Raw genomic sequence first — 26,654 nt, 5'->3', positions numbered from 1 at the left:
AGCCAGTACATTTCAACTGCCACATATCCCTCCTATAATTAAAATGATACAAAATGTTGGATGCGAGGGGGATAACGTTATGCAGTTGAAAAGCATGTGTGCGAAGCTTGTAGTTGCGATGCTGGTGGTGTCTATACTCATGAGCGGGTTTGTAGGCATTCCAGAAATGAAAGCGGAAACAAACACCGTGCTGAACCACTTTATTACCCGATCTGGTGATAAATTGATGGATGGCACCAATGAATTTCGCTTTATTGGGGCGAATGTACCAACATTGACGATGGTTGAAGATGGCTATTGGCAAGTACCCACAGAATGGGAGCAGCGAGATGCTTTTGAAGCTTTGAAGCAAATGGGAGCGACAGCAACAAGAACGTATGTCCTTTCTGTTAAAAAGAAAACCGATTATCTAGGCATGATACGCCATGTGATGGGACCAAGACTATTCAATGAGGAAGCATTTGTTGCGTTAGACCGTGCACTTGCCCTTGCCAACGAGTATGGGATACGTCTTATCATCCCATTTGTTGATCAATATGAGTGGTGGGGCGGAATTGGCGAATACGCGGGGTTCTACGATAAGAACAAGGAAGCGTTCTGGACAGATCCGACGATTAAACAAGATTTTAAAGACACGATCTCGTATGTATTGAATCGTAGAAATACGATAACAAACGTACTGTACAAGAATGATCCTGCCATCCTTGCGTGGGAAACGGGAAATGAATTGACACCTTCTAGCTCGACATGGACGATGGAAATGGGGAATCACATTAAGGGGATTGATACGAATCACCTCCTCATTGACGGCAAATATGGGATTGATTCTGCCTCGTTAGAGGAAAGTTCCCCGATTGATATCGTAAGCAATCACTATTATCCAAACCATTACGCAAGTTTTGCTTCTCAAGTTAATCTGGATATTGGTACGGCGAGAGGCAAAAAGCCTTTTTATGTGGGCGAGTTCGGCTTTATTCCTAAGACGGAGTTAGAGCCATTTTTAGAAAATGTTGTTGAAAACGGTACCAGTGGTGCTTTAATCTGGAGCCTGCGGTATCACAGTGAGGATGGGGGCTTCTTCCGTCATACAGAAGGGACTTATGGCGGTACATTTTATGAGGCATACAAGTGGCCAGGATTTCCGGCAGGAGAGCAAGGCTTTGAAGAGATGTCAGTGCTAAATATCCTTCGTGATAAAGCGTATGAAATTCGCGGAATAGCCACGAAGCCAACTCTACCTGTTCCAAAGGCACCTGTGATGCTGCCGATAGACACCGTTTCTCGAATTGGTTGGAAAGGCTCAACAGGTGCAACATCTTATACGGTTCAGCGTTCAGTGTACGAGAATGGACCTTGGGATATTGTCGGCGCTCAGGTTTACGACAATTACAAAACTGATTTATTTGACGATATGACCTCAGTGACAGGAGCTACTTACTTCTATCGAACGAAAGCTCGAAATACCGTGGGTGAATCCACGTATTCACCGGTCGTAGGTCCAGTCATCGCCAAGCATGCCATTCAGGATGAACTCATCGATTATAGCAAAATGTATCAATTCTCAACTGATTTGAAATTCACTACAGATGATCTGGATCCAGCTTTATTCGGAGGAGATCATTACCGACTTAAATTGCAGCCGAATGCGGTTGATCAATTCGTTGCGTACGCGCTTCCTTCGACACCAACGAATTCGAGTGCGTTGCGAGCTTTGTCATTAAAGACGACTGTATACCGGAATTCGAATCATCCAAATAATGAATTCAAGTTCTGGATTTCTGCAGATGGAACCAACTACACAGAACTTCAGGTAGACAAATCCGAAGTTGGCGGTGGTGAGTGGCGTCGAATTGTGTATAGCACGAATACGCTGCCAGTGTCTGCGAAGTACTTTAAAGTTACCTTCCCAGGTGGGGATGGAGATTCTCAGTTAGGCGATATTGAGATCGTATACAACCATACCAGTGGCGAAGAACTCATCTATAAAGATGCGATTTCTAGCGTAGCGATTACAAATGGTGTACTGACAGACGAAATGAATAATATGCTGAAAATGGCAGATCACTCGCCTAATTTAGGCTTCGAGTCGGGTGGCGCGTATTTTGGCAACGATTTGAAACGACTCGTACGAACAGCTAATACAGCAGAATCTTTCGTGTACAAAACGGCAGGGGATATGAATTATTTCGTCATGACGAGCTTTGCTCGACAAGAACCAAGTAAGTACCGACTTCCCAATTTCACCATTTTAACATCGCCAGATGGCGAGCATTACACGAATGTTAACCAAGTTCAAGTAGATGAGGTGCCAGGCGAGGGTTGGTGGAGCCGAATGGTCTACACTGCCTACACTTTGCCAGTTGGAACGAAATATTTGAAGGTTGTGTTCCCCGTTATTCCAGCGAACTTCGCTTCCGAATATTGGAGTCCACAAGTAGGCCGCATCCAAATTGGTGTAGGTTCAGAAAAGTTAGAGCCACCTTCTAATGTAAAAAGTGATATCATTGAGAACTTTGAGAGTTATACAGGTTCTGATAACATGCTCAAAAGTGCTTATTCCGTGAATACATCCGGTTCACCACTCCAATTAAGTTTGGACAACGATCATAAATCCGAAGGAAATTACAGCTTGAAATTGACCTCATCGCTGAGTAAAGGCTGGGGAGGCATGGAGAAGCAGATTACAAATACGAATTGGTTGGGCAGCAGCGGTATCTCTTTCTGGGTACAGCCTGCCGATGCTTACACAGGAATATCTATTCAGTTCAATGAAGGAAGCGATACGAAAGGTGAGGTTTGGAAAAAAGATATTGGGGTATCTGGCAGTGAACCGCAGTTAATTAAGTTACCTTTCAGCCAATTTTATGTCCCTGACTGGTGGAAAAACTCCCATCAAGGTATAGGGAACAACGTCGTAGATCTTTCGTCTATTACGACATTTAGTATCAACATCGATGGAGCAGCCAACGTTCCACGCTCAATCTACTTGGATGATTTCCAATTGTATAAATCACCTGTTGTAGACAATTACGAGGACTATGGTTCAGATAATACGAAACTGCAAGCTCAATATAATCGCAATACGAGTGGGGATGCCATAACGGCAACTCTCGATGGTGAGACAAAGCAATCGGGGGCATATGGCCTCAAGCTTGCCTTTGATCTGACTGCTGCGAAAGGATACGCGGGTGTAACCAAATCCATCGGAGGAGCAGATTGGTCGGCCAACAACGGTATCCAGCTATGGCTGAAGGCAGGGGAAGCTGGACGCGGTGTTACGATTCAATTAAAGGATGCCAGTGGCGAGTATTGGGAAGCCAAATTGTTTTTAGAAAATACGGAATCAACCGTTATTCAGATTCCTTTAAGCGCTTTTCATTTGGCAGGTTATCAGAATGTGCCCACGAATGGCATACTTGAACTCGCATCCATTAAGGAGTTCTCCATTTATGTAGACAAAGGTTCCATTGGCAATGGGGCTGGTACGCTGTATGTAGATGATATTCAAGCTGTTTCACTTCGTGAAATTGATAACTTTGACTTCTATTCAAGTGATGCACAGGTGTTGAAAGACTATGTGAAAGATCCGTGGGGAGACGATATTACAGCCTCACTTGAGAATGGAACGAAGCAAGCGGGGAAACATGCGCTTAAACTTAACTACACGTTGACAGATGAGAAGGGCTATGCGGGAGTCAAGCGCACACTCGGTGATCTCAACATATCCAGCGGTGGTAATGCTCTTTCCTTTTGGTTGCAATCAAGTCAAGCAGGACACGGTCTGACGTTCCAACTGACCGAAAATGATGGCGACATTTGGGAAGCACAAACGACGATGTCTTCTACGAATGGAAGTGTTGTCAAAATTCCTTTTGGTGGGTTTGCTCGAAATAAACAATGGTCAAAAGGTGATGGCAAGCTCAATCGTGCAGCAATTGAATCCTATGCCATTTTTGTTAACAAAGGGTCAGGGCAAGCAGGGTCGAATATCATTTACATCGATTCAATTGCAGTTGATCAAGTCCCAACGATTGATGATTTTGATTATTATGGCGGCGGTGAACTTGTGTCAGGCGGTACTTACACGACGAACCCTTGGGGGGGAGACGTCAAGTTGACACCAGTTAGTGATTACAAGGAAGCAGGTCCAGCTGGAGGTAAGTATGTCTATGACTTCAAATCGTCTAACTTTGCCGGCGTAAACAAACAACTAGGTAGTTTGGATTGGCGCGAGTATGATGGCATCTATGTATGGTTGAAAAAGGATGCCTCCAATAATCGATTGGTTATTCAATTCTTAGAGTCAGATGGTACTGGATGGGAATCCAATATTATGTTAGATAATGACAATTCAGGTGTATGGAAGTTGCCATTTAATCTGTTTACGAAAGCATCTTGGAGTAGTGGTGATGATGTTATTGATCTTGACGCGGTAAAAGAATTTTCGATTTATGTGAATCAAGAAACAAAAGGCACTCCTACTCAAGGAACACTGTACTTCGATTCCATTAAGGTTTATAAGGCAGGGGAGGAACCAAATCCTGTAGATCCAGTTGACACAGTAGATCAACCATCATCCGGTGGTTCCATGCCTGCACCAAGTGTAGTTGAAAAGGAAAATCAAGTGGAATTCACGAACGAGGCATTCAAACGCCAGACGGTCACTGATAACAAAGGAAAAGACGTTCGTCAAGCCATCATCCAAGAAGAGGATATGAAGAAAGCATTGGAGCTTCTATTGAAGAAAGAGCAAGGGACACCACTTGTGTTAACCTACAGCGCTTCGGACATTGATGAAGTCGTAATACCGAGCGCGCTCTTGTCGAAAGCACTCACAGCGAATCCAGAGGAGCTTGCTAATACGGTAATCCTACTTAAGAGTAATGTAGGTTCGTATGAGATTCCTTTACACATCCTTTTGAATCCCGCAGTACGTAAAGCGTTGGGTACAGATACTGAGGATTCTGCTTTGCACATTGCCGTCACACCTGTCTCACCAGAGCAAACTGAGCAAGTTCGCAAAGATGCTGAGAAGCAGGGAGTAACACTGATCGGTACGCCAGTTTCTTTCCGCCTTCAGGTGTCCAGTGGAGGCAAACAAACCGAGATTGATAATTTTGGCTCTCTGTTCGTCAATCGAAGCATGATTACGGATGCCACCGTCGATCAGCGTACAGCTACAGTTGTGGTGTACGACGAAAGAACAGGCTCGCTGATGTTCGTTCCAGCGTCTTTCCAAACACAGGATGGTGTTCAAGAGGCAAAGATCCGTCGAAACGGCAATAGCGTGTATGCAATTGTCTCTCATCAGGCTCATTTCACAGATGTTCCGCTTACACATTGGGCTCAGTCTGTGATTGAAACCTTAGCTTCCAAGCTGCTGTTGACCGGCGTGACGGAAACCACGTTCACACCAGATCGTGCAGTGACACGCGCAGAGTTTACCACGATGCTAGTAAAAGCCTTGGGCATCGTACCGTCAAAAGCCGCACAAGCTAAATTCAGTGACGTAGCTCCACAAGACTGGTACGCCTCCGTGATCCATGCTGCAAGTGAGTTAGGTTTGGTAGACGGCTTCGAAGACCATAGTTTCCAGCCGAATGCGACCATCACAAGAGAGCAGATGGCTGTCATGCTCAGCCGAGCGCTGGCCTTAACGAAGCTGTCTCAAACTGTGAAACCCTCTGAAACACTTTCATTCACAGATGCTGCAACGATATCCTCTTGGGCAGAGGAAGCCATTCGTCTAGCGACAGCTGCAGGCTTGTTAAGCGGTAATCCGGACGGAACCTACCGACCTCAAGCTGTTGCAACGCGTGCGGAAGCTGCCATTGTCTTCTATAACTTGCTGCATAAGCTCGATATTGTAAAATGAGTGTAATGGGGGCTACGGCCCCCATATTTTACCTCTTTTCCGCTGAAAAGTGGAAATACAGTACAAGGAAAAACAAATGCGTGCCATTTTACTCCAGACAAGGACGTTTTATAATTTAAATGTAAGCGCTACACAAACTAGTTCATTGGGGGAAATAAGATGAAGAAGACATTAGTAGCCACAACATCAATTTGTTTACTTGCCACTTTACTCGCAGCATGTGGATCGGAATCAACAACGACAACAGCTAGCCCATCACCTGAAGCTAAAGCTACGACGGCAGCGGCTACTCCAGCTGCAGCGACAGAAGCTCCCAAAGCAGCGAATCCGAATGATGATATTAAAGGTAAGATCGTGTTCGCAACGAACCGTACAGACTTAATTGATACGAAGCTGAAAGAATACAAAGCAGCGTTCAAGAAGAAATACCCGAATGCCGACGTGGAATTTGAAGCGCTGAAGGATTATGAAGCCGCTATCAAATTACGCTTGGCTACAGCGGAAGTGCCCGATGTTGTTTTGATTCCGAACATTCCGAATACACAGCTCCCTGATTATTTTGCCCCGCTGGACGATCTTGGCCTGAATGATAAAATTCGTTTTAAAGACTACAAGACAGCAAATGGCGGCACTTATGGTCTCGTAACTGGCGGTTCCACGACAGGAATCGTTTACAACAAAAAAGCATTCGCTGACGCTGGGATCACAGCGCTTCCGAAGACATTAGATGAATTCTATGCGGCATCTGAGAAGCTGAAAGCGAAGGGAATTGTTCCTCTTGCAACTAACTACAAAGACAAATGGCCACTCTACACATGGCAGCACGTAGCAGTAGCTATGTCGGGTAATCCGAACTTCTGGAATGATCGCATCAAGCAAGAGAACGCTTTTGACCCGAATGGTGCTTTCGCCAAGTCCTTAGGCATCCTCAAAACGATGATCAGCAAGGGTTACGCAGAGAAAGACATCAACTCATCCAACTGGGAGCAGTCCAAGAAAGATGTAGCCTCCGGTAAAATGGCGATGTACCTGCTGCCTAACTGGGTTATCCCGCAAGTGATTGAAAATGGGACTGAAAGCGCGAACGTAGGATTCTTCCCAATGCCATTCGATAACTCAGGTAAACTGACAACGTTAATGACACCAGACTATTTCTATGCGGTTAGTAAAAATAGCAAAAATCTGAAAACGGCAAAAGCCTTCGTAAAATGGCTCATTGAGGAATCTGGTTACGATGATTTCGCTGGCTTCATTCCGTCCTTAAAAGATAAGAAGTCCTCTGTGACGCAATTGTCAGACTTCCTAGCAACAAAAGATTTGAATTTCGTTGAAATCGCAGCCGATAATAGTGACGCAATGGCGATCCAAAACAAAGCCCAAATCGATCTAAATGATATTGCACAAGAGGTTGCTGTAACGGATGTGGCCAAAGTATTTGATAAATACAATAAAAAATGGGTAGAAGCGAAGAAAGCGCTAGGCAAATAGGAGAAGACATAGGAGGGCTGAATGGGACTTGGGAAGCATTCGGCCTTTCTTTTCAAATTAACAAGCAATGAGGTATGGAGATGAGCTACCAACAACAAAAAATCACATTGATCGTATCCTTCCTAATCGTGCCACTTGTGCTGTTGCTGACATTTACTTACTATCCGGCCTTGAGGCTCATTTATTTAAGCTTTACGTCATGGGATGGTTTAACTCCGGTCAAAACTTGGGTTGGATTCCGTAATTATCAAGAAATCATGGGGAATACGGAGGTTTTCTATATTTTCCTCCATAATGTTGCTTACTTCGTTGGCGGCATTCTGCAGAATGTAGTTGCCTTTTTCTTCGCTGTCCTGTTGAACAGTAAGTTAAAGGGGCGAAACGTATTTCGTACGGTATTATTTCTTCCCTACATTATGAATGGGGTCGCTGTAGCGTTTATGTTTGGCTATGTTTTTGATACCAATACGGGTTCCTTAAATTATTTCTTAAGTTTGTTTGGTATGGAACCTATTTCTTGGTTAGGTAAGCCTGGTCTTGTCAATATTTCTCTGGCTTCGATCAGCGCGTGGAAATTTATGGGATTTAATATGGTGGTCTACTTAGGGGCTCTGCAGTCATTGCCTGAAGATCTCTATGAAGCAGCTAAAATAGACGGTGCACGAAGATGGCAAGTACTTCGCTACATTACATTACCTGGTATGAGGAAAATTATCGAGCTTAATCTGTTTCTGACTGTGATTGGGGCTTTGGAGGTATTTGACCTTCCTTTCGTCCTAACCAAAGGTGGCCCCTTGGCCGCAAGCAAAACGTATGTTCAGCAAACAGTGGAGACCGCGTTCCAATATAACAACTTTGGACTCGCTTCAGCGATGAGTGTTCTATTGATGATCGTTGTCATCGTCGTAGTATCTGCACAACGGAGAATTGTTGGAGGAAAGGAGGAGTGACAGCATGAAAGCCAGACCGATGACAACGACATTGAAATATACGCTTTTGTCCTTCGCAAGTTTAATTATCTTTTTCCCGTTGTATATTTTGTGTGTCAATGCGTTTAAGGGAAGTAAGGAATACGGCTTGTCCAGCGCGTTTTCACTGCCGAACTCCTTTCTTTATTTCGAGAATTTCCGCATCGTATTTGAGCGAGGGAATCTAGGGCAAGCATTTTTGAATACGAGCATTGTGATTAGCTTATCCCTGATCGGGAATATCGTCATGGGGACGATGGTTGCTTACGTGCTTGGGCGATTTAAATTTCCAGGCCGATTTCTTATTCTGGGACTTTATACCGGAGCAGCGATTATTCCAGTTATCACGACACAGGTAGCGATTTTCTCCATTATCAAATGGTTGGGTTTATTCAATACACATTTCGCCCCAGTGCTCTTGTACATCGGTGCGGACGTCGTTCAAATTTATATTCTTCTTCAGTTTATTCGGAATATCCCGTATGAACTTGATGAGAATGCCATGATTGAAGGATTATCCTTGTACGGTATCTTCTATCGTATCATCATCCCGCTTTTAACACCTGCCATTTCAACGGTCATTATTTTGAAAACGATCTCTATTTATAACGATATGTATACGCCATATTTGTATATGCCTTCGCAAAAATTAGGCGTTGTTTCTACGACTTTGATGAAATTCACAGGAACGAATAGCGCCGAGTGGCAATTAATATGTGCGGCAATTTTGATCATATTACTCCCAACCGTCGTTCTGTATTTATTTTTACAACGGTACATCTTCTCGGGGATTACGAACGGTTCTGTGAAATAATAAGTTTGCAGGACACGGCAATGCGTAAGTCGAAATAGTAACCCAAGGCCCTTGCTAAGGAGCCATGGGTTTTCTTGGCTTTATAAAAGAAAGGGCTTGCATTTCTGTTGGATAGCTGGGGGGAACCTGTTGTGTTAAGCGATATATGGCATTGGATTATAAGACTATCACTTACTCAAAAGCTGATTACGGTTTTTGTTATTTTGATCACGGTGCCGATTGTTGCGATCTCGATGATCTCCTATTCTAGTTATTCTAAGTCTATTGAGACGAACACGGCCCTCTACGTGAACCAAATTTCGCAAAAAATTTTGGAGCGGGTTGACCAGTACGTATCTGATATTAAGCGTGTGACGGGTAGTCAAATTTATATGCAGGATATTCAGGAGTCGCTTGCCAATCCCAATAAAACGGTCGAAGAGAATAACCGCCTCCAGAACTTCGTCAAAGGTTTGAATAGCTTGAAGAATGATACGGAGTCTGTGTACATCTTTGATAATTATGGCAACATGTACGACAGTACCAAAAATGATACGATTCGGGCCGATATTCGGCAGCAGGCCGTAGATTTACGACAACAGGTGCGTAATGCACAGGGCTCCTCTATCGTGATCTCAACTCAGAAAATAACCGTGGGTCATACCGACAAATATTACTTTTCGATCGCGCGAGAATTGAAGAATACGAATTCCCTGGAAGGAATTGGGATGATCATCTTTGATTCCAGAATTCAAGTTATTGCGGATGCCGTACGTGAGTTGGATGCGGTAACGACAGGCAGGACGATGGTTCTCGATGATCAGAATACAGTCATCTACGACAGTGAACAGAAATGGATTTCAACGAACGTAGCTAGCAATGAAGTGGTGCAGAAAGCAGTCGGAGCTCAAGGAAGCTTTAAGGTGACGATCGAAGGGAAGACATATTTGACCTCCTATACGACCTCTGAAGTAACGGGCTGGAAGCAAATCGTTCTCATTCCAGTGGATCATTTAACAGAGGAAACGAGGGTGACACGGGATTTCACGATGATTCTCGTTTTACTATCGATCACCGTCGCCCTAGTGACTTCCGCCATTATTGCAATTGCGTTGACGCGGCCGCTGAGGACGCTGATGCGGACGATGAAGCAGGTGAATAAGGAGAATTTGGATGTGCAAATCCCCGTCAAGTACTCTGACGAATTTGGCATACTAGCGAAGCATTTTAATAATATGATTAGAAGAATTAATGAGTTGGTGGAAGAAGTCTATCAGACGCAGAATCGTAAAAGAGAGGCAGAACTGAGGTCGCTGCAGCATCAAATTAATCCTCATTTCATCTATAATACGTTGGAAGTCATACGCATGACGGCTGAAGTAAAGCGAGATTATGAGATTTCGGAAATGACCTACAATTTGGGTGAACTGCTGCGGTATGGCATATTGCGAGGAACGGATCAGGTGACGATAAATAAGGAGTTAGATCATTTAGAGAAATATTTGGCGCTCCAAAACTTTCGATTTTCAAAGGACATACAGCTTGCTATGAACATTAGCCAGGCACATCTTAACTACCCCGTTATTAAGCTCTTATTTCAGCCGATTGTGGAGAATGCGATTTTACATGGTTTTGAAATGAAAGAAGAGGATTGCCTCATCACGATTAGTTCCTACGAGGATAAACAGGCTATCTATTTCACGGTTAGTGATAATGGGTGCGGAATGGAAGAGGCGCAACTGAGAATTATCCGAAACGCAATGCTAGGTTTGCAGCAAGAAAATCGTTCTAACATCGGGATTGCCAACGTGAATGAGCGTATTATTTTGCAATATGGTGCTCCTTTCGGTTTGCGAGTGGACAGTGAAATCGAGGTTGGCACAACTGTGACTATTGTCTTGCCCGTTCTAGCGGCATGGAAGGAGAGTGCATGAGATGACGATGAAAATGTTGATAGTTGATGACGAACAGCGGATTCGACTTGGTCTGCAGGCGATGGTTGAAGCGATGGATTTACCTATTGAAATTATTGGATTATGTGCACATGGCATTCAAGCCTTAGATAAAATGAGTGCCTGGGAAGAGGCGGATTGCAAGGTACTCCTCACCGATATCAAAATGCCCATGATGGATGGAATGAAGCTGATTGAGAAAACGAGAGCGGAATATCCGGATGCGCACATTATTCTATTAAGTGGTTTTAATGAGTTTGAGTATGCCCGTCAAGCGATTAGGTTCGGAGTGGAAGAATATTTGTCGAAGCCAGTGAACAAAAAGGATCTATTTCAAGTGTTGAAAAGGGTTGGAGAGCACCTAGTTGCGCCTGTTACAGCTGAAAAGGAAGTCGCTGATCACATGCCTGCTGAACCTAAGGTGCATAAGAAGCAAATTATTGCGGATGTCATCCGCATGCTGGAGTCGGATCTCAATCAAGCTTTTGAGTTGAATGAGCTTTCTGCGAAAGTAGGGCTGAATCCTAGTTATTTGTGTAAATTGTTTAAAAGAGAAACGAAAAAGACGATCACGGACTACGTCACGGATTTGCGAATGGTGAAAGCGAAGCATATTTTAGAGGATCACCCGGATGTGAAAATGTATGAAGTCGGCTCACTTGTGGGCTATTCGGATCCGGTTTATTTTACGAAGTTGTTTAAAAAGTCAGTCGGCATGACACCAAAGGAATATCAAAGTGGACAGTGTGCTTTTGGCAACCAAAATGCCTGTTTAGACTAAAGATTTTCTATGTTTCTTGCAGTAAAGTAAAGGTATGAAAGATTTCTGAGGAGGTTGTACGTATGAGCCAACAAGAGATTAAAATACCTGAAGCTGATGCTTTATTGCAAGAGGAGATCACGAGTGAACAAGCCCAATTTTTCCTGGATAATGGTTTTCTTGTCATTCGTAATGTAGTGGTCGGAGAAGAGCTTCGACTCTTACAGGAACAAACGATGAAGGCCGTAGAGATTGGGATGGCTGGAAGCGGTGATGAGGATTATATGTACCGTGTGAGGAAAAATGGTGAACGCAAATATTGGCGGACAGAGTATATTATCGACAAGCAAGAGGCGAATAAGGTGTTGCTTGCTCATCCGTTCATCTTACGTTCTGTTGCGAAAATTCAAGGGATTAACTTCATTCCTACTTGGGATTCTTTAGTTGTCAAAATCCCGAATCAGGCGGCCAGCGTGCCTTGGCATCGCGATGCTTCAGTACCTGTGGGCTGTTCAGATCCACGACCGATTTTCAATGTTGATTTTTATATGGATGAAGCCGATATGAAGTCCTGCTTGTGGGTTATTCCTGGTTCGAACCATTGGACAGCTGAGGTTGCAGAGGAACGTATCGGGCGTCCAGGCTTCGATGTCAGCGATGCGGTACCCGTACCCATGAATCCTGGAGATGTCATTTTCCACAATATTCAATTGCTCCACGGTTCACCTGAGGGAGACGGCAATGCACTTCGCCGAACGGTCTATTACGAGTTCCGTCCAGGTGAGATTGAAGCGGAATTTGGGCCGCATACACTTGAGTATCTATCGCTGAAGCAGCATTTGCTCGTCGAGTGTATCGAAAAGCGCAAAGCAGCGCCCTATACGTCGGGAGAAACACCATATGACTATCAGCCAACAGGCGCATTCGCGATAGGGAAGAAGCAAGCGCCGAAGACGTACCGATATGCGCATTCTGATTATTGGCGTGCTTAAGTAAAGATGAAGCTGTTCCTCCAAGTAGATAGATCTAGGGGGGACAGCTTTTTGTTGTGTTCAATGCCAGGCCCGGCTGAAGATCTAAGAATAAATCAAATTCGAACAGAACTGGGTTAAACTTTGCCCTGTTTTTTTCTTGAACATGCGGCCAAATGTGTGGACATCCGAATAGCCGACACGATCAGCGATTTCACTGAAGGATAAGCTGCTGTGTATAGCCAACTCCTTCGCCTTGTTGATGCGAATCCAAGTCAAATACTGCATAGGGGACATGCCGACATGTTGCCGGAATAAGGTCAAAATGTAGTTCTTGCTCAGTCCAGATACGTCTTCCAATTCTTTAATTTGGATTTCTCGGCTGTAGTGCTCTGTGAGATAGTTTTTGATTAAGACGAGTTTGGGCATGGTGAGGGAGTCGGTCTTGGTGCGAGTCGTGTCGGACTCGATGGCTTGAGCGGCTTCGGCTAGAATGCGCATGAGTAAGCTTTGGCAATGCATCTGATGCACAAGTCCTGGCTGGCGATAATGCGAAACAAGCTGAGATAACATCGTTTCTACTGGATGGTCCGCGAAATTGCCGAGCAGATGCTTATGTTTGAATAATTCCTCGTAGGGGAAAGACGACGTACCAAAATGAAACACGAGAGAAATACACACATAAGGACTATGGTCCTCTTTTATAATCGAATGGCGTTCATTCGGACGATGAAATAAAAGATCGCCGCGGCGCGTCTCATAGGGAATGTCGTTAACTGGATAGTGAGCAAAACCATCGACGACATATTGGAGAATGAACTGCGTCATCTCTCGATTACGTATCGCCCATCCCTGTGGGGCATGGAACATATGCGCTAACGTTATGTAGGGTGGGAAATGATAATCCGCAAGCATGCCGATCGTTTCTGCCGGCTGCATGGTTGTCAGGTTGGGAGCCATGTGATCAGCACCTTTCTCAATGCTTATTATAGCATGTGAGGTTGCGTTTGCGGAGTGCCTTTGGCAACAGGAGATCGCTAGAAAAGCGATCACGGCGAAAAAAAAGCGCCCATTTAGGGCGCTATTGTGAGTCAGTCGTCCGATGCGCGCGTGAAGCGCTACAAAATCAATCCTACTCTGTAACCTTCTGCATCTTGCCGGGGTTGTTAATCTTGTAAGGCACAGGATGCTTGCTCAGTTTCTTAGCAACGATTTTGCACTCGAACGTGACCGTGTCGCCGATCGCAAGTTCGAGCTTCTTCAGTGTTGCACTGTGACTTGACCAAGCTGTGCCGATCTCCAAAGCTGGATCTAGGATGGACACGGCCTCATAGATAATCACTTCATCATCGGTATCCGAAAAATTGTTCGGTACGGTCGTAAACTCCGTAACCGTTGCTTTCATTTTCACTTTCTCTTCAGGAAGCTCCAGTTTAGGCGCTTTCTCTTTTTTTGTTTTTTCCTTAGCGGGTGCTTTCTCAACAGGAGCTGCTTGTCCATCTGCCGCGCTTACTTCTGCTTTAGCAGCTTTTGTTGCTTTAGCCGGTTTTTCTTCCGGTTCAGCAGTTTCAAGCTCGTCCACTGCAGAAGCGTCATCTACTAATGCTGCTCCACGCTGGCTGTAATTCGCAGCTTGCATTTCCTTCAAATAGGAGGGATGAATACAATGCAGCTGCTTCGTATCCAATTCAATGACGGCCGTCATGGGATCTACGAGACCCACAATATGGCATGCCACATTAAGACTATTCCCTTTATAAAAGAAGGCTTTCGCTTTTGTTGCTTTTTCGGAGACTAACCCCCATTCTTTGCATTGTTCAATCAGCTCGGACTCTTCGTCAAAACGAGTAAACGCAGCTGGTTGAATCGCGAACGCATAATCCATATGTAATCAACCTTTCTATATCAGCTAGAGGGAAGGTCTACTTCACTTCTTCCTCTGTATTCTCATTCTCATCTTCATCTTCCGATTCTTCGTCCTCGTCTTCCTCTAAGCGAAAATCATCGGTTTTTTCCCCATCTTCCCAGATCTCCACGAATAGTGCATCGCAATTTTCAAAATCGGCAGGCTTGAACGCAAGCGCTTTTTCCTCATCAGGACCGACATAAACATTCTCAAGTGTTTCCCCATCAAAAGAGAGGATGACATAAATTTTCATAATAAGGATGCCTCCAATAAGGTGATAAGCATTATTATAACATACCGAGTGAATTGTTCGCATGAAGAGCGATTGATCTTTCATATACATCTATATAGCCTGTATGTCCTGATCGATCACAGGGATCGTTCGGGATTCGTCGACACTGGGATGTGAAGGAGGAGTTCGAAGGATGGCATTGCTAATCTTATGTGTCATAGGATGTCTGTCTGGTTTCTTGATTTTCAGAAGACATGTGATACCTCGCAGTACTGATCAAGCTCTCAGTGAGGTTAAGCTGTCTATTATTATTCCAGCTAGGAATGAAGCGGACAATCTACCCCACCTTCTTCACGCCTTGAAGATTCAAACCTTAGTGCCTTATGAAATTATTGTTGTAGACGATTTTTCGGATGATCATACGAAGGAAATTGCCGAACAATACGGTGTTACCGTAATCTCGAATCCGAAGCTGCCAGACGGGTGGACGGGCAAAAACTGGGCAGTCTGGAATGGTTATTCTCACGCGACAGGTGATCTCATTGCTTTTTTAGATGCAGATATCCGATTTGCTCCGCGAGCATTAGAATGTTTGGTACATGCGCGAAATAAATTAGGCGGCGTGCTGTCCGTTGTACCCTACCATTATACGGAGAATATCAGAGAGCGACTGGCGCTCATTTTCAATGTGCTCGGCGTATTCGCATTTACTTCACCTTTTGAGAAAAAGAATACACAGAAGGGCCTCTATGGGTCCTGTATTTTGACGACTAGGGAAGATTATGAATCGATCAAAGGCCATGAAGGCATTAAGGCGGAAATGCTGGATGATCTGAATCTCGGCGCTTCTTATGCACGTGCAGGCATTCCGGTCAATAATTTTATTGGTTATGGACTGGTTTCATTTCGAATGTACCCTCAAGGGATGAAAAGTCAGATCCAAGGCTTCGGCAAGGGCGCCGTTTTAGGAACGTCTAAGCTCAAAGCAGGTACACTTACACTAACTGCCATTTGGGCAGTCGGGCTAATTGTTTCTTCAGCATTTCCCTTTTTCCTAACAACTTCATGGGGCATTCCGCTATTGATCGGCTACCTCATGTACATGGCACAGCTCTTTTATTTTGTAAAATACGTTGGTGTTTTTGGCATTGTCACACCTGTTTTGCACGTTGTATCGACGTTGTTTTTCATTGTGGTCATGCTGTACTCGATGTATCAGGTCGTGTTTCTCGGGCATGTAGCCTGGAAAGGGCGGCAAGTTAAAGTAGGAAGCAGGCGAGAGCAATGATCATCTTGTGGACGCTTTGTGCTTTTGTATCAGGTGCGCTGATGTTTAGCTATTGGCTGGGTCGCTTGGCTCGGAAAAATCTTCAAACCGTTGGAGACGGCAACCCCGGTGCGCTTAATTTGTGGAAAGCAGCGGGGTATCGGCTGGGGATTGTCGGGATTCTACTCGATTTTGCTAAAGGATATGTAGTCATTTTATTGGCCGTTGAGGTTGGCGGGATGTCCGGGTATGGATTGATTCCCATCGCGCTTGCACCGATTTTTGGGCATGCGTTTTCACCATTCTTACGTGGAAAAGGGGGCAAAGCCATTGCTGTCACCTTCGGCGTCTGGAGCGGGTTGACACAGTTTGAGGTGTCACTTGCATTAGCTATTATTTTGGCAGTCATGCTAGGTGGAATGAAGGTCATCAACAAATGGAAGCCCATTTCCTCAGAAGCTGATGGTCAGCAGGTCGTGATCGGGATGCTGCTCTTAGGCGTGTATCTCTATGTGAGGGATGCGGCGGCAGTGCTGTTATGGGTCTGGGGCGGAAATACGCTGCTGATTATGTTGAAGCATCATAAGGAGTTGGTTGCTTTGCTTCATAAAAAGAGTAAGCGAGGAGAAGGGACTGGAGATTGACGTTTCACAGAATATCAACCTTTTGATAGGATTGCTTTGCTAATTATCGAGGAATTTGATATGTTGAAGATATCAATCGTGTAAAGCGTGAAGCACACGCCGTTAGCTCCCTTTGTAGGAGCTGGCGGCGTTTTTATTTTCGGAGGAGGTGGTCGGTATGTTTGAGAAGATGTATGAAGACTTTTGGTTGGAGCAAATTCGGCATGCAGAAGGTCAAAGACTGGAGATGCTGCGATGAGATTTAACGGGAACGAAAAAGCTGTTGGAGGCGGTGCTGCTACCTGTTCTCAAGACATTCGAAGGTTTGGAACTTGAATTTGAGATGTTAAGTTTGTCAGGCGTGAAGATATATGGGGATGTGTGTCATCCCAAGCTGCGAATCGTGTTCGAGGAGGACAGTTTCATTACCCACGCCGAGAAAATCACGAGAGAGCGGTTCTCATTCGAAAGAGAGCGGGCACGTTCCGTTGCAATGCTGGGGTACACGTACTTCCCATACAGTCGAGATGAGTTAGAGAAAAAACCTGAATTCTGCCATCGGAATTTGTACGAATGGATGGGCCGATTCGGAACTATGGAGGGTGCGGGGTTGCACCAGCTGCCGGTGTATGAAAGGGAAGTGTTGAGGTATTCTTTGCTTACCAATAAGCCTTTTGGATTGGCAGAAGTATGTGGCTGGCTCCAGTTAACCAAAGAAACGTGCAGGAGAGTATTACGTGATTTGGAATCGAAACAATTCATTTACGCAGTTGGCGGTAGTGCGAGTAGATGCCATAAATTTATGATGACGGAAAAGGCGGTGGCGTTGATACACGGGAAATTCGAGTAACTCGGCCGCGCGAGAGCGAAAAGCATGGAGATACTCGAAAAATTCGAGTAACTCGGCTGCGCCGGAGCGAAAAGCGTGGAGATACACGGAAAAATTCGAGTAACTCGGCCGCGCGAGAGCGAAAAGTGAGGAGATACACGGAAAAATCGAGTAACTCGGCCGCGCCGGAGAGAAACGCGTGGAGATACACGAAAACTTCGAGTAACTCGGCTACGCCGGAGCGAAAAACGGGGAGATACACGAAAAATTCGAGTAACTCGGTAGCCGGAGCGAAAAACGGGGGAGATACACGAAAAATTCGAGTATCTCTCTCCTCCGCGCCAGCGAAGCACCCGCAGGAAATGAAACAAACATACATACGCGCCCCCCACCTTGGGAAAAACTAGGACATACATGTGAAAGGGGTGTCTTGGCTCATGGAGGATCAAGTTGTACGCAGAGAAGAACGCTTAAACACGGTCAGCCATGGGATTGGCGTGTGTTTGAGCGTCTATGGGCTGATACTGTTGCTGCAGCGGTCTGCGCTTTTTGAGAATTGGTTGTACACAGCAAGCAACGTGGTTTTCGGTGCCTCCTTTTGTCTACTCTATGTCGCCTCGACACTGCTGCATGGTGTTCGCTCCCCAAAGTGGGCTAGACGCTTCGAAAAGCTGGATCATGCCGCGATTTTCATTGCCATGGCAGGCTCTTACACGCCATTTCTGCTGATCACTATCCAAAGCCGACTTGCTACGGAGCTACTCATCGTCATTTGGGCGCTAGCCTTTGGCGGTGTGCGATATGTGCATGTCATCATTCAAAGATTTATGCCATGGGGACTACTGGTCTATATGGGCATGGCCGCGTTCATGATGCTGTGCATCATACCTTTGTATGTACGACTGCCACATATAGCCTTCATTTGGCTTGCACTCGGATTGGTGAGCTATATAGCAGGAGTACCTTTTTTCCTCTGGCACAAATTACGCTATCACCATACGATTTGGCATCTCTTTGTGCTAGCTGGAAGTGCTTTCCACTTTATAGCTGTGTATAGCTACGTTATGCCCGCACTTCTATAAGATACGCCAGATTCGCTTAATTCTGAATTCCTGATGGCTTAGCTGGTCAGTCTTCATCAACTGACCTTAAAGGAACTAAAGGATTATAACACCTTAATTTTGTGCTAGCACGGATTAAGATTGTTTATTTAATGTCCGCATTAACATTCATATAATAAAAGCATGATCCACTCATTCCTTACATGCCAAGGAGGCAGAGACCATGCAAAGCAACACACCATTATTATTAACTGATGAGCAAATGAGAACATTTATTACGAACGGCTGCCTGATTCTCAAAACAGATTTCCCTCGTGAATTCCATGAAAGTCTAGTGGAGCAATTGAACACGGTATATACCGAAGAAGGCAATCCTGGCAACAATCTTTTGCCACGTATACGTGAATTGGGTAAGGTATTTGATCATCCCGTTGTAACAGGTGCGTTAACTAGTGTACTTGGACCTAACTATATGATGCATGCACATCGCCATGGACATTTCAATGCATCTAGCGTAGCTGGTGGTTGGCATAAAGATAGTTATTGGGGTTACAAAAGAATGCGCAACCATCACCCGCAATGGGCGATGATTATGTATTTCCCACAGGATACACCGGTGGAATTAGGACCGACTGGCATCCTGCCAGGTACACAAAACTATGAATCTCGTACTTTTGAAGGCAATGAACAAGAGGCTGAGGTGTTGGCTAATGGGGAAGCGGGGACTTTCGCGTTGATTCATTATGATATATGGCACCGTTCCACGCCAAACGTGCTAGGTCAACCTCGCTATATGCTGAAGTTCGAATTCATGCGCACGGAGCTGCCACTTTCACCTAGCTGGAACAATCAAGAGCGTGGATGGCGCAAACCGGAAGGCTTGCAACTGCCGATTGCAGAGCATGATCTGATGTGGGAAGAGACGTGGAATTGGTTGTCTGGACAAGTCGGAAGTATCGCCAATACAATTGATTCTGATCCAGATCGGATCAAGGAATTGGCAGCAGCGTTACGTAACTTTGAGCCAGATGCAATTAATGCAGCCTATGAGCTTGCGGCAAGTGGTCAGCCAGGTGTAGACGTATTGCTTCAAGCACTTCGTAGCGATGATAAAAATGTATCGCGAATTGCTGCATATGGTTTATCCGTGGCGGGAAGTGAAGTTGTTAGCGGCTTGGTTGCAGCCTTAAAGGAAGAGAATTCCGAAGAGATCATCGCGCACGCCGTGTTCGCACTCGGTGAACTTAGAGGATTTGCAAGCGAGGCTGTATCTGCACTTGTTAACTTGATGCAGCACCCATCAGAGACGATTCGCTGCGCAGTTGTGGATGCTCTTGGACTAATGGAAGAAGGACACGCTCAAGTCGTGGACTGTTTGGCTAATGCGCTGCAAGATGAAAGCGCACAGGTACGATTTATGTCCAGCTTAGCCTTGTCCCGCTTAGGAGCTCATGCAGAGGCAGCCATTCCTCAGTTGGCAGTCGCGCTGGATGACGAAAACCGCTATGTTCGTGCACATGCTGCGGAATCCTTGCGCTATGTTGGAACGGAGCGTGCGAAGGATACACTCATTAAGTTCTTGCTAGGCGCGCGCTGGTGCCCGACAACGACAGCGAAGAATGCCTTTTATCCGTAAGTGCAAGCGGCTAAGGTTTAATAGAAGCGATCTATTCCCATGGATAACAGGGGATAGATCCTTTTTTTTATGTAGTTTTTACATCTCGTCCCAAACTGTCAGTTAAATACGAATTATATGTATGGGAAGACATCACCTTTTAGTCAAGGAGGCAATAATGAAAAAGTATTATTTGGCACTAGGTTTAGCTATAACCTGCTTTTTTACCGTAATGGTCGTGCATGGATATGCTTTTGAAGGAAGAGATCTGGTATGGAAGTCTAGTAATTCTAGTCCATTGAATCGTGTAGAGACAGCTCTTTCTGGAACGATTGCATGGAATGGTAGTCGATATATTGTTGCGAGAGGCGAGGGGAATAAAGGGTCGATCTGGACGTCAACCAACGGGGAATCATGGGAAATGGTGTGTAGTTATTCTAATCAACTTCATGGGGCAGCCTGGGATGGAAAACAATTTATAGTTGTTGGTGCAAAGAGTATCCTGATCTCGAGGGATGGGGTGACATGGACAGAAGTTTTAACCGGACACAAGGGTTGGTTGTACGCTGTTGAAAACAATGGGAGCAGATCCGTTGCAGTTGGCTATGATGGCACTATAGTTACTTCTCTGGATGGGACAAAATGGGAGGATGAGAACTACAAGGCGGAGGGCGGGCTAACAGATATATTGTGGGACGGAAAACAGTTTGTAGCCATCGGATCAGAAATCATTACATCACAAGACGGGAAGCACTGGACCAAACAAAATATCCATCCAGATCATAGGTTGAATCGAGTTTCCTGGAATGGTGAAAGGTATGTGGCAGTGGGGAATAACGGATTGATTTTAACCTCTGAAGATGGTCATTTATGGACACAAAGAGACTCACATACGAATAAGTTCATTGAATCAATCGTATGGGATGGTAAAAGATTTGTAGCACTTGGCTCAGAGCTGATGTTATTCTCAGAGAACGGAATGAGTTGGAACGAAGTTGAACCAACGTTGAAGCAACATATCTACGATCTACATTGGAACGGATATAAATACGTTGGTAGTGCAAGTTCAGAAGTAGGAATGACTGCTGTACCCTTCGATATTATTAAAGTAAAAGTAAATGAGAAACCAATCCTCTTTGATGTGGGACCCGCCATCCTACAAGATACAACATTAGTTCCTTTAAGGGCCGTATTTGAAACGCTAGGTGCGGAAGTCACTTGGAATGAGAAAACCCAAACTGTAACGGTTACAAAAGGGGAAACTGTAATTACGCTACAAATAGACTACAATGAAGCTTTGGTAAAAGGAATACATAAACTTCTTGAAGTTCCACCAACCATTATGAATGGAAGGACGTTCGTTCCCGTAAGGTTTGTTTCTGAGAGCCTCGGCGCTAAAGTAAGGTGGAATGATGGAAACAAGACGGTTGAGATAACAACAGAGTAGCCTCCTTCCAATAAAAAGAGACCCATTCGCCGATCGCTGCGCGTGGGTCTCTTTGTGCTATTACGGGGCCGTGCAAACGAACCCGAACATCATCGCGGCCGCAAATCGCGGAACGCCGTTGGCTTAAACCCAGTTTGTTCCTTAAACATACGGGAGAAATAAGATAATTCCATGCCGAATGAATCGGCAATTTGGGAGACATTCAGCTCCGTTGTGAGGAGCAGATCTTTTGCTTTTTCCGAACGCAGGTGGTTCATATATTGAATCGGAGAGTACCCTGTAAATTGTTTGAACGCGTTGATAAAATAATTCGGATGATAGTGAGCAAGTTGGGCCAACGTTTCGATTGAAACCTGATCTGCCATATGCTGCTCCATGTAACGCAGAACGCCATTCATTTTCTCATGCGTAGGTGTCGTTGCTAGATTCAATTTTACGGAAGTATTACTCTCGATAAATTCAGCGATAAGCTCATGGATGATGCCGGTGACTCGGAATTCGGCTGATAAAGCATCACTTCGCCGATATGCGATCAGCTTCTCGAACGTTTGTTGGAGCGCTGCTGGATCCTTGACGACAATGAAGGGGTTCGTTTGCACGATCTGAAAAAGATCCAAATCCCCAATTTTCGCAGTGAAATGGAACCAATACTTGCCGAACGTATTATCACTAATCGTCCCATAGGCTTGGTCGCTGCCAGCAGGAAGGAGGTATAGCTCTCCGGGCCGCGGGTAGTAGGTTTGATCACCTATTTTAAGAAAACCTTCACCTTCCATAATAAAATATAGCCGATTTACCGGACATGCTGGGATCTCATCATTCCAACTTCTCGATACTTTCGTGTAGGAAGGGTAATCGACATCGATTCTAGCTTTTGCAATATATTTGTTCCAAAAGGTGCGCTGGCTAGCATTCATATCTGATTTCATAAATTTATATTCCCTTTACAAAGAGTCGACATATGCCATCAGTAAATTCCGCTTTCGTATAGCCAAGTACGTCTTTATGGTACAAATATTGTTCTGGGAAAAGTGAAATGAGCATCGTATTGACAGTTAAAGTGACATCAATTTCGTCAATTTCACCCTGCTGAACCGCATGGTGAAGGAGTGGAGCCAAGATATTGTTGAGTCTGATGAAAAATGGCTTTTTGTGAATGCTGACGCTTCGTTTGTCCGCATGCATGGACGAAATGACGGAGAGAAGCGTGACGTTCTCGTCGACGAAATCGATGACGTCATGAATACAGGCGGACACTTGAGCCATGCCTGATTCGGTGGATTCTGTCAGTGTATACTTCGCCTCAAGCGAGTCGATAAATCGTGTGGTTGTGGACTTAATCAAGTCACTGCATACATCACCAATATGCGTATAGCGACGGTACAAGGTGCCTTGGCCTACGCCGGATTCCTTCGCAATTTGATGCATCGTTACATTATCTATATCATTCGTTTCCAGAAGTGAACGAGCAGCAGAAAGGATGCGGCGACGATATTCCGTATCTCGTTCTCCACGTCGGGTGATAGGTGGGTTAACTTCATTATCGGGTTCACAAATTTCGGTATGATAATCATCTGGATGTTTCATTGTTTCGTTCCTCCTGGTCGAGAGATCGTCCATGAAAAAATCATTTGACTTTGCGGACAATTGTCCGTAATATGAGATAGCGGACAATTGTCCCGTATATATTGTAACACGTGAAGAGAGAGATTGTCTAAGGAGGAGTTAGGAATGAGTCAAACCGCTGTATCCGGTGGAACAGAGCCGGAGTTTAAGATTACGAGCATTCTCGTGCCACTAATCGCAATTATTTCAGGCATATTCATGGTTATCCTCGACACGACAGCAATGAACGTTGCTTTGTCGAAGTTGGTCGTTGACTTTAAAACAGATCTACCTACGATTCAATGGGCGGTTACAGGCTATATGCTGGCATCCGCTGCCGTCATTCCTTTGGCAGGTTGGTTATCTGACAGGTTTGGAGCTAAGAATGTCTTTTTGACATCCGTGCTATTGTTTACGATAGCTTCTCTATTATGTGCGACGCCAAACACAGCTGAAATGTTAATCTTTTTCCGGATCTTGCAAGGTTTAGGCGGAGGCTTTGTAATGCCTGTCGCGATGGCTTATGTATACAGACTTAGTCCTCCTAGCAAAATCGGGCAAGTCATGGGTATGCTAGGCGTACCTATTTTATTAGCTCCTGCAGTAGGGCCGATCTTGGCAGGTTGGTTAGTTGAATACCACTCCTGGCATTGGATTTTCCTTATTAACTTACCAGTTGGTATTTTTAGTTTGATATTCGGTTTTTGGAAATTGCCTGTCGTTGCTCGTAAAAAGGTAGCTGGCTTCGATCTGCCAGGGATGATCTTGGGTCCAATTGCATTCGCATCTCTATCCTATGGCATCTCTCAAGGCGCTTCAGGTTGGACGTCCGATAAAGCGCTTGGCGGTATCATCGTTGGGGCAGTTGCCCTGATTGCATTCGTCATCGTTGAGCTCAAAACGAAAATTCCATTGCTTGAGCTTCGCGTGTTCAAATCATTTGATTTTTCATTTAGTATATTCATTCAATGGGTGATCCAATTCTGTATGTTCGGGGCGATTTTCCTTCTCCCGCAATTCCTACAGCAAGCACGTGGTTACGGTGCGTTTGATACAGGCTTGACGCTGTTCCCACAAGCCATCGCATCTGGGCTTATGATGCCAATTGGTGGTTATTTATTTGATAAAATCGGCGTCCGTTGGTTAGTCGTCATCGGTCTTACCTTGGTTTCAGGTGCGATTTTCCAATATTCACTTATGGATTTGAGCGTCCAAAGAACGGATCTCATTTTACCACTAGCTATGGCAGGTGCGGGAATGGGACTCATGATGATGCCAATTAACTCTCATTTGATCAAAAAAGCACCGCAAGACCTTGTCAGCCGGGTTACTTCGTTGACAAGTGCGATGCAGCAAGTAATTAGCTCGTTCGGTGTTGCGATTGTGGTGACGATCCTGACTTCACGTGTAACGACGTTGATTACGGAGCAAAAGCTGCCTGTTGGATCTCCAGCAGACATGCAAAAGGCGATGCTAACTGTAGCACCGGATGCCTTCGGATATACCTTCAAATGTATGATGGTTATCGCACTGTGTGGTGTTGTCCTTGGTTTCTTCTTACGTCGAGGCAAAACAGAAGCACATCAAGAAACGCGTACAGATGTAGCGTTAGAGGGACTGCACTAAGGTTCCTAAAGAAAAGACAGCTCGTAAGTAGTGGATTCCGCTACTTACGAGCTGTCTTTTTGTATTAAGGTAAGCGAACCGAGGCACGGTACAGCTTGCTATTCCATTCGACCGTGCTTTTGAGCGATTCGGCAACTAAGCGAAGCGGGACATACATCCGGCTGTCACTCATTATCTGCAAAGGGACAGGGACCGAGACGGATTTTCCATTTACCGTAGCGACGGAGCTTCCATCTTTCAGCTTCAAAGTGACACCAGCATTGGTAATGGTGGCCGTTCGAGTTGCGGTATCCCAGGCAAAATTAGCATTCATCGCCGTTATAAAAGGGCGAATCGGCACAACCGTAGTTTCTTTATCGATGAAACCCGTAAAATCCGAAATGTATTGACCGTTAATATCAATTTGAACTTTAGGCTTATCTAGCTTGCGAACAACGAGTACGTTGCTGAGCTTACGACCCGGATAAGACATCATCGTGCCATTCGCATAAAGACCTGAGCTGGAGCCGCCATCCATATTCATGGCTTCTTTCAACCCTAGTGCGATCGCAATTGCGGCAAGCTCTGACAAGGTTGCACTCGGAACGGTCCCCATCACGAGACGATTCGAGCTGTCGATGCCAACAAAGCTTCTGGCAGCGGAAGATTGCGTAACCTTAGGGTCCGTGAACCCATCCCGTTTCACATTAATATCAGATGTGCCGTTCGTAACGAGCTTAGGCCCAACGCCAATTGCGGACAGCCATGTTTTGGCATCGAGATTGCTTCCGCCTTCACCCTTCGCGATAATGTCCTTCGTGATTCTGTCACCGACATCTAATTTGGTCAGGACATTTTGCTTATTGTTGGCGCTGTTACCGACAAATAGGACATATCCGCCTTGCGGCACGGATACGGAATCTTGTGTAATTTTAGTCACAAGTCCATCGCTGATCACGACTTTAGTCCCATTGGGAAAGCCAATCCAGCGACCAAAATCTGGCGTATACCAGACAATCTGGTCGGTGCTCGTGTCTCCGTAATATTTGTTTATTCCCCAAGGATTAATTGTGTAAGTGCCGCCGCCTTCGCTTGTGCGAATCGCAATGTCGAGATTGACGAACTGAATGTCGGGCACCTTATCTTTGTTCAGAAACAGCGTCTGATTTTCCCCAGAATGCATGGGTTCCCCTGACTTTAGCAACGTCCCGTTCGGGTAACGGATATAAGGATTGAACTCATAGGCGTTGAAAAAAGTACCATTAATCGCGGCGACACTGTTCTCTCGCTCTACGATGGCTTGCATGGCTTCATCATGACCGATCCCGCCATCCGCAAGTGCAGGAACGAGCTCCAAAGTGGGATCTGTGAGATCAACCGTAACGACTGGCACATTGAAGTTTTTGCCAGCGGCATACACTAATTTCGTAACTGCATTCACAGATGGGGAATAGGCGGCGGATGCGGGTGCACCACCGGCAACAAGGGCTGCAGTTAATAGTAGGGAAGTAGCTGGAATGATTAATTTCCTATAAAACATAAATGGGTTCTCCTTTAGTCAATTGAATGGCATGTCGAAACGTGCTGAAAAATAGTCAGCCTAACATACCATTCGAATGAGATGTGGTGTTTATGACGCAAGTAAGGGGGGAGGGTA

At 45.1% G+C, this 26,654-nt stretch carries 20 protein-coding genes; 14 read left to right on the top strand and 6 right to left on the bottom strand.

The annotated features are described in order from the left end of the window. The first annotated feature begins 79 nt into the window (after nt 1–79). The 7 genes from AC58QM_RS27350 to AC58QM_RS27320 all read left to right on the top strand — a co-directional run bounded on the left by AC58QM_RS27350 (nt 80) and on the right by AC58QM_RS27320 (nt 12,828). The gene (locus AC58QM_RS27350) at nt 80–5,875 is read left to right on the top strand and encodes an S-layer homology domain-containing protein (protein ID WP_497287949.1); all 5,796 of its coding nucleotides are present in this window, start codon (nt 80–82) and stop codon (nt 5,873–5,875) included. Nucleotides 5,876–6,034: 159 nt separating this feature from the next. Continuing rightward, entirely contained in the window at nt 6,035–7,363 is a 1,329-nt protein-coding gene (locus tag AC58QM_RS27345) for an ABC transporter substrate-binding protein (RefSeq protein WP_497287948.1), read from the top strand. A gap of 80 nt (nt 7,364–7,443) precedes the next feature. Next, the gene (locus tag AC58QM_RS27340; RefSeq protein ID WP_497287947.1) at nt 7,444–8,313 is read left to right on the top strand and encodes a carbohydrate ABC transporter permease; all 870 of its coding nucleotides are present in this window, start codon (nt 7,444–7,446) and stop codon (nt 8,311–8,313) included. Between the two features lie 4 nt (nt 8,314–8,317). Further along, nucleotides 8,318–9,145 (top strand): carbohydrate ABC transporter permease, encoded by an 828-nt coding sequence (locus AC58QM_RS27335; RefSeq protein ID WP_497287946.1) that lies wholly within the window; start codon nt 8,318–8,320, stop codon nt 9,143–9,145. Nucleotides 9,146–9,276: 131 nt separating this feature from the next. Further along, entirely contained in the window at nt 9,277–11,058 is a 1,782-nt protein-coding gene (locus AC58QM_RS27330; RefSeq protein ID WP_497287945.1) for a sensor histidine kinase, read from the top strand. A gap of 1 nt (nt 11,059) precedes the next feature. After that, complete coding sequence (locus AC58QM_RS27325) at nt 11,060–11,857, top strand: response regulator transcription factor (RefSeq protein ID WP_497287944.1); 798 nt, start codon at nt 11,060–11,062, stop codon at nt 11,855–11,857. Between the two features lie 62 nt (nt 11,858–11,919). Further along, the gene (locus AC58QM_RS27320) at nt 11,920–12,828 is read left to right on the top strand and encodes a phytanoyl-CoA dioxygenase family protein (RefSeq protein ID WP_497287943.1); all 909 of its coding nucleotides are present in this window, start codon (nt 11,920–11,922) and stop codon (nt 12,826–12,828) included. 84 nt (nt 12,829–12,912) lie between these two features. Here AC58QM_RS27320 and AC58QM_RS27315 read toward each other — a convergent pair whose 3' ends face one another. From AC58QM_RS27315 to AC58QM_RS27305, 3 genes are all read right to left on the bottom strand, one after another. After that, nucleotides 12,913–13,767, bottom strand: a complete 855-nt coding sequence (locus AC58QM_RS27315) for a helix-turn-helix transcriptional regulator (protein WP_497287942.1) — start codon at nt 13,765–13,767, stop codon at nt 12,913–12,915. Nucleotides 13,768–13,939: 172 nt separating this feature from the next. After that, nucleotides 13,940–14,692, bottom strand: a complete 753-nt coding sequence (locus AC58QM_RS27310) for a hypothetical protein (RefSeq protein WP_497287941.1) — start codon at nt 14,690–14,692, stop codon at nt 13,940–13,942. Nucleotides 14,693–14,729: 37 nt separating this feature from the next. After that, a complete protein-coding gene (locus AC58QM_RS27305) occupies nt 14,730–14,966 on the bottom strand; it encodes a hypothetical protein (RefSeq protein WP_497287940.1) in 237 nt (78 codons plus the stop codon). A 172-nt stretch (nt 14,967–15,138) separates the two neighbouring features. Here AC58QM_RS27305 and AC58QM_RS27300 point away from each other — a divergent pair, with 172 nt between their 5' ends. The 6 genes from AC58QM_RS27300 to AC58QM_RS27275 all read left to right on the top strand — a co-directional run bounded on the left by AC58QM_RS27300 (nt 15,139) and on the right by AC58QM_RS27275 (nt 21,787). Then, a complete protein-coding gene (locus tag AC58QM_RS27300) occupies nt 15,139–16,233 on the top strand; it encodes a glycosyltransferase (protein WP_497287939.1) in 1,095 nt (364 codons plus the stop codon). Next, nucleotides 16,230–16,856 (top strand): glycerol-3-phosphate acyltransferase, encoded by a 627-nt coding sequence (locus AC58QM_RS27295; RefSeq protein WP_497287938.1) that lies wholly within the window; start codon nt 16,230–16,232, stop codon nt 16,854–16,856. Before AC58QM_RS27300 ends, AC58QM_RS27295 begins: the two co-directional genes overlap by 4 nt. A gap of 271 nt (nt 16,857–17,127) precedes the next feature. After that, the gene (locus AC58QM_RS27290; RefSeq protein ID WP_497287937.1) at nt 17,128–17,685 is read left to right on the top strand and encodes a hypothetical protein; all 558 of its coding nucleotides are present in this window, start codon (nt 17,128–17,130) and stop codon (nt 17,683–17,685) included. A 416-nt stretch (nt 17,686–18,101) separates the two neighbouring features. Continuing rightward, nucleotides 18,102–18,746, top strand: a complete 645-nt coding sequence (gene trhA / locus AC58QM_RS27285) for a PAQR family membrane homeostasis protein TrhA (protein ID WP_497287936.1) — start codon at nt 18,102–18,104, stop codon at nt 18,744–18,746. 202 nt (nt 18,747–18,948) lie between these two features. Then, nucleotides 18,949–20,361 carry a HEAT repeat domain-containing protein gene (locus tag AC58QM_RS27280; RefSeq protein WP_497287935.1) on the top strand — a complete coding sequence of 471 codons (1,413 nt, stop codon included), beginning with the start codon at nt 18,949–18,951 and terminating at the stop codon, nt 20,359–20,361. A gap of 157 nt (nt 20,362–20,518) precedes the next feature. Then, entirely contained in the window at nt 20,519–21,787 is a 1,269-nt protein-coding gene (locus tag AC58QM_RS27275; protein ID WP_497287934.1) for a stalk domain-containing protein, read from the top strand. Nucleotides 21,788–21,876: 89 nt separating this feature from the next. Here the strand turns inward: AC58QM_RS27275 and AC58QM_RS27270 are convergent, their stop codons facing one another. Both AC58QM_RS27270 and AC58QM_RS27265 read right to left on the bottom strand, forming a co-directional pair. Continuing rightward, the gene (locus AC58QM_RS27270) at nt 21,877–22,716 is read right to left on the bottom strand and encodes an AraC family transcriptional regulator (RefSeq protein WP_497287933.1); all 840 of its coding nucleotides are present in this window, start codon (nt 22,714–22,716) and stop codon (nt 21,877–21,879) included. Between the two features lie 4 nt (nt 22,717–22,720). Next, the gene (locus tag AC58QM_RS27265) at nt 22,721–23,374 is read right to left on the bottom strand and encodes a TetR/AcrR family transcriptional regulator (protein ID WP_497287932.1); all 654 of its coding nucleotides are present in this window, start codon (nt 23,372–23,374) and stop codon (nt 22,721–22,723) included. A gap of 144 nt (nt 23,375–23,518) precedes the next feature. Here AC58QM_RS27265 and AC58QM_RS27260 point away from each other — a divergent pair, with 144 nt between their 5' ends. Next, entirely contained in the window at nt 23,519–25,018 is a 1,500-nt protein-coding gene (locus tag AC58QM_RS27260) for a DHA2 family efflux MFS transporter permease subunit (RefSeq protein WP_497287931.1), read from the top strand. Between the two features lie 64 nt (nt 25,019–25,082). Here AC58QM_RS27260 and AC58QM_RS27255 read toward each other — a convergent pair whose 3' ends face one another. Continuing rightward, on the bottom strand, nt 25,083–26,537 hold the full coding sequence (locus AC58QM_RS27255; RefSeq protein ID WP_497287930.1) for a stalk domain-containing protein: 1,455 nt from the start codon (nt 26,535–26,537) through the stop codon (nt 25,083–25,085). Between the last annotated feature and the right edge of the window lie 117 nt (nt 26,538–26,654).

The sequence above is a fragment of the Paenibacillus sp. J22P165 genome (assembly GCF_059692015.1).
Note: the sequence above shows the minus strand (reverse complement) of the source record. Positions and strands in the feature narration are given on the sequence as shown.